Below are 3,409 nucleotides of genomic sequence, written 5' to 3' on the forward strand. Positions count from 1 at the left end.
GGGCCGCGGAAGCCGCCTGGTCGCTCGCCGCCCCCGGCGTCCCCGTCGACGGCGGCCCGGAGGGCCTCACCCTGGAACACACCGGTGCCGTGCGGCCGGTCACGGGGACGGTGGCGAGCAGGGTCTCCTGGCCGTCCGCCGGGGTGCAGTTCACCACCGGCAGCTCCTGTCCCGACAGCTCTCCGCCGGTGACGGGCCGCAGCCGCAGGGCGACCGCGCCGGCGGCGATCCGGAGGTCGCCGGGGGCGGTCGCGGTGACGGAGGGCACGGCGCCGGTGTGTTCCAGGGTGAGGCCCTCCGGGCCGCCGTCGACGGGGACGCCGGGGGCGGCGAGCGACCAGGCGGCTTCCGCGGCCCTGGTGCCCTGGGTCACCAGGGCGGTGAGGGACACCGTGGCGGAGAGGGCGGAGGTGCCCTCGGGCAGCAGGCCGTCGAGTGCGGCGGGCGGGAGCGTCACCCGGGCGGTCACCCGGCCGGGCTGCACGGGCCTGCCGACGATGCCGGTGTCCGGGTAGGCGCCGGTGACGTGGATCCGCACCGGATGCTCGCCGGTGGTGAAGTCGCAGTCGTACGTGAGCTCCACGTCCGCGTCGCGCGCCTGCGCGGACGAGCCGGGGCCGACGAGCAGCCCCGCCATGAGCCCCGCGGCGCCGATCGCGGCGGCCCTCAGGTGGCGCCGGGCGGTCATGACGCGCCCCCTCCGTTCGGTTCGGACGTCATACGGGCACCACGGTCCGGCCGGGTGTCACGGTGTACGTCGCCGTGGGCGGACGCGCGTCACCGTCGCCGGCGCCGCCCGCGCGGCCGGCGTCCGGCGCGGTCGGGGCCGGCGGTGCGGCCCGTCCCGCTGCCCTCCAGGTCCGCAGACCCATGGCTCCCCTCCCTGTGCAGCGTGGTGCGGCGGGCCCCGTGTCCTGGATCCCGGTCACGGGGCCCGCCGTCCGTCCCTGTGGTGCGATGCGCCGGGCCGGTCAGTCCAGGCTGATGGTGTGCCCGCCGCTGACCGCGTAGACCGCCTCGTAGAGCGCCGGGTCGTCGTCGTTGATGACGCCCAGGCAGTCGGCGTTCGAGGCGGTGAGGTTGCCGTCGTCGATGACGAGCTGCTTGGTGTCGTTCTTGTAGTAGCCGGTCACCTGGCCGGTGAAGTCGGCCGAGCACGCGGTGCCCTCGACGTGGGCGTCGATGTTGCTGATGGAGCCGTCGACGGCGTTGGCGACGCTGCTCACCCCGCTGACGTTCAGCGGCATGCTGCCGGCGGTCGTCACGTCGAAGTCGATGCCGATGACCGAGCAGTCGGTGAACGACAGGGTGGTGATGGTGCCGATGCCGGCGCCGGCGTTGCCGGATCCGGTCGCCAGCGTGCCGGAGGCGCTGGAGGACGCACACTCCAGCGTGGCGGCCGGGACGGTCAGCGTGGGGTTGGTCGCGGTGGCGGTGAAGCTGCCGCCCGGCGTCACGGTCCAGGTGTCCAGCGAGGTGGCGGACGCCTGGGTGACGGTGAGCCCGAGGGCGGCCACGGCGGCGGCCGCGGCGACAGCTGCGTTTCGGGTCAATCTGCGCACGGGTGAGTTCCCTTCAGGGGATTGGCGTACCTGGGGATCGCTTTTCGGCCGCACAGCCCGAAAAGCGGTTGCGGCTCTTTCTTGGAACGCTCAGTGCGATGGAACGCGGGTCGAATTCTTTCGGCCACCCGGTCGTGCGACTTGCGGAAGTGACGTTACGAGCGGGTAACCCAGCGCGCAATACTGGTTCGGCAGTTTCCCGCACCGCTGCTACCAGCGGGTATTTTCTTGTCGCAAGGCGAGGGGGCGTCCTCGGATTCTTGTCGGGAAGTGAGCAAGCACGCCGTGCGGGGCCCCGGCCGCGCGATCTCGCCGACAGGTATCGGACCAAGTCATGTCACCATGTCCCAACTCCTGTGCAGGCACGGCCCGCTGGTCTATGTTCATGGATCAACGACGTCGCCCCGCCACATGAGTCGCACCAGGTCCGTGGGAGCGCTTCCCCCACCCCCCACGGACGCCGACGGACCACCGGCCACCCGGACCACGAGGGGAGAACCATGCCGAGAACGACCCGCCCGTCCGACGCGGGCGAGCCGCTGGCGCCGCTGCCGCAGGAGTTCGCCGCGATCATCCGGCCCGAACTGCCCAGCCTCATCCAGGAAATCGGCATCGAGGTCTCCCGTGCCTATCCCGAGTACGCACGGCTGCTGAGCGGCCCGTACGGGAAGGCCATCCAGGTGGGCGTCGAGCAGAACATCTCGGTCTTCGTCGAACAGGTGGCCTCGCCGTCGATGCCCTCACCGCTGAGGGACGAGATGCTGCGCCGGTTCGGCCGGTTCGAGGCCTACGAGGGGCGCAGCCTGGAGTCGCTCCAGGGGGCCTACCGGCTGGGCGCGCGGGTGGCACTGCGCCGGGCGAAGCGGATCGGCAGGCGCTACAACCTCTCCCCCACCCTGATGCTGAGCTTCGCCGACGCCCTGTTCGCCTACGTCGACGAGATCGAGGCGCTCACCCGCGAGGGCTACCTGGAGGTGCAGACCAAGGCGGTCGAGCACGACGAGACGATCCGGCGCAGGCTGCTGCACCTGATCATGGCGGGCCCGCCCGTGCCGCGAACCGCCATGGCGGAGCTCTCCGAGCAGGCGGGCTGGCCGATGCCCGACGAGGTGACCCTGGTCGCCGTCCGGCCGTCGGCGGAATTGGCCGGAATCGATCTCGACAACGATGTCCTCGTCGATCTCGGTGGGCCCCACCCTCACTTACTCGTGCCCGGCCCCGTCGACGACGGACGAAGAGAGCGCCTCGCGGCCGCGCTCACCGGCGTCCGCGCGGCCGTGGGACTGACCGTACCGACCTCAGGAGCGGCCGATTCCATCCGCTGGGCCCGCCGCCTCCTGGACCTCGCCGACACGGGCGTCGTCGACGACGCCCCCCTGCTGTTCTGCGCGGACCACATGCTGACCCTGTGGCTGCTGTCCGACACCGCGCTGCTCGACCAGCTCGCCCGCCGCGAGCTCGCCCCGCTCTCCCGGCTCACCGCCACCCGCCGCGGCCGGCTCATCGAGACCCTGCGCACCTGGCTGGACACCCGGGGGACGGCCGCGCAGATGGGCGAACTGCTCGACGTGCACCCGCAGACGGTCCGCTACCGGCTGCGCAGCCTGGAGGCGATCTTCGGCGCCCAGCTGACGGATCCCGAGCGCCGGTTCGCGACCGAGAGCGTGCTGCGCGCCCTCCACCTGCAGGACCGCCGCGGAGGCACCCGGCACTGACCGCCGCACGCCGTCCGGCACGGGCGGCCAGTGACCATCGTCACCCCCTCGGCAGGGTGCGATCGGGTGGGGGGCGGCGTCCGCGTTCGCGTAAGGTGTGTCGGCGGCGCCGCCCCCCACCCGATCGCACCC

General features: G+C 72.6%; 3 protein-coding genes. 1 reads left to right on the forward strand and 2 read right to left on the reverse strand.

The features are described from left to right. Together EAO77_RS35405 and EAO77_RS35410 are read right to left on the reverse strand one after the other, a co-directional pair. Positions 1-688: DUF6801 domain-containing protein (locus tag EAO77_RS35405; RefSeq protein WP_315986130.1), on the reverse strand; the 688-nt coding region annotated here is incomplete at its 3' end. A 283-nt stretch (positions 689-971) separates the two neighbouring features. Then, positions 972-1,562, reverse strand: a complete 591-nt coding sequence (locus tag EAO77_RS35410) for a hypothetical protein (protein ID WP_147992427.1) — start codon at positions 1,560-1,562, stop codon at positions 972-974. 500 nt (positions 1,563-2,062) lie between these two features. Here EAO77_RS35410 and EAO77_RS35415 point away from each other — a divergent pair, with 500 nt between their 5' ends. Then, positions 2,063-3,277, forward strand: coding sequence for a PucR family transcriptional regulator (locus EAO77_RS35415; protein WP_147992428.1), 1,215 nt, complete (start codon positions 2,063-2,065; stop codon positions 3,275-3,277). Positions 3,278-3,409 lie beyond the last annotated feature (132 nt).

It is taken from the genome of Streptomyces sp. T39, from assembly GCF_008042045.1.
Lineage (GTDB): Bacteria > Actinomycetota > Actinomycetes > Streptomycetales > Streptomycetaceae > Streptomyces.

Excerpts from the sequence above, each read along its gene's own strand:
- EAO77_RS35415 (WP_147992428.1), top strand. The coding sequence starts at position 2,063 with ATGCCGAGAACGACCCGCCCGTCCGACGCGGGCGAGCCGCTGGCGCCG.